This window comes from Actinacidiphila polyblastidii, from assembly GCF_036353415.1.
In the GTDB taxonomy this organism is placed as follows: Bacteria; Actinomycetota; Actinomycetes; order Streptomycetales; family Streptomycetaceae; genus Actinacidiphila; species Actinacidiphila polyblastidii.
In genome coordinates, this window is the sequence record NZ_JAZEWV010000076.1 from 1 (window position 1) to 1,608 (window position 1,608).

The 1,608-nt window shown below is 76.0% G+C and carries 1 protein-coding gene; it reads right to left on the minus strand.

Annotated elements, in window-relative coordinates:
• Positions 1–1,608, minus strand: a 1,608-nt coding sequence (locus V2S66_RS34275; protein ID WP_330801007.1) for an amino acid adenylation domain-containing protein, incomplete at both ends; no start/stop codon positions are given.

Genomic DNA, 1,608 nt, shown 5'->3' on the forward strand with positions numbered 1-1,608 from the left:
CCGGCGAACCGGACGCGGTCGCCCGTGCGGTACATCCGCTCTCCCGGCTCGAAGGGGCTGGCGACGAAGCGGCCCGCGGTCAGTCCCGGGCGGTCGGCGTAGCCGCGGGAGAGGGCGGACCCGGCGACGTACAACTCGCCCACCACGCCCGGCAGGACGGGGAGCAGCGCGTCGTCCAGGACGTGCAGGCGGGTGCCGGGGAGCGGGGTGCCGAGGGGGGCGGCGGCCGGCCAGTCGGTCGGCGCGGCGGGGAGGGTGGTGGCGGTGACGACCTGGAGTTCGGTGCTGCCGTAGTGGTTGTGCAGGCGGCGGCCGGGCCGCAGGGCGGTGAACTCGCGGACCGTGGCGCTGGGGGTGAGGGCCTCGCCGGCCTGCACGAGGTCGGTGAGGGCGGTCAGCGCGGCGCCGCGTTCGAGGGCGGCGGCCGCGACGGCCTCGATCATCAGGTGGGGGGCGAAGAACTCGGTGACGCGATGGTGGTCGAGCCAGGCGACGAGGGCGGCCGGGTCGCGGCGCACGTCCTCGGACGGGATCGCGAGGGCTTTGCCGTGGAGCAGCGCGGAGAGGATCTCCTGCGAGGCCACGTCGAAGCTGAGGGTGGTGAACTGGGCGACGACCGAACCGGCCCGCGCGGGCAGCACGCGGTTCTGCCAGTGGAACATGGTGGTCAGTGGCCCGGCGGGCATCACCACCCCCTTGGGGCGGCCGGTGGAGCCGGAGGTGTGGATGACGTAGACGGGGTGGCGGGGGTGCAGCGCCCGGGTGCGGTCGGCGTCGGTGATCGCGGTCGCCGGGTGGTGGCCGAGGGCGTCGAGCGTCGCGGGGTCGTCCAGCACCAGGGGGCGGGCGACGCCGTCCGGCAGCCGGTGCAGCTCGGAGCGGACCGTGAGCACGCAGACGGGTGGGGTGTCGGCGAGTACGGCGGCGATCCGGTCGGCGGGGTGGGCCGTGTCGATCGGCAGGTAGGCGGCGCCGGCCGTGACCGCCGCCATGAGCGCGACGACGGAGTCGATGCCGCGCGGCAGGGCGAGGGCGACGACGGTCTCCGGGCCGGCGCCGTGGTCGGCCAGGAGCCGGGCGAGCCGGTTGGCCCGGGCCTGAAGTGCGGCGTACGTGAGCCGGGTGTCGTCGTGCACGACGGCGACGGCGTCCGGGGTTCTGCGGACCTGGTCGGCGAAGAGCCGGGGCAGCGTGGTGGCGGGCAGGGCGGCGCCGGTGGCGTTCCAGCGGGCGAGCCGGCCGGTCTCCGCGGGCAGGGCGGCGTCGAGCAGGCCCACCCGTCGGCCGGGGTCAGCGGCGAACGCGGCGAGCAGCCTGGCCGTCCGGCCGAGGACGTCCCGGGCGCCCGTGCGGCCGGCCGGGTCGGGCTGGTGGGTCAGTTGCAGGGTGAGGCCGTCGCGTTCGCCGGGCAGCGAGGTGGGCAGGGCGGCGAGGGCCAGGGTGTAGTGGGTGGCGTCCCAGTGGGTGAAGTCGGTGACGGTGACGCGGCTGAGTCCGGCGCCCGTCATGCCGGCGTCGAGGGGGTAGTTCTCGAAGACGGTCATGGTGTCGAAGAGGGTGCCGAGGCCGGCGGTTCGCTGGATGTCGGCGAGCCCGAGGTGCTGGTGA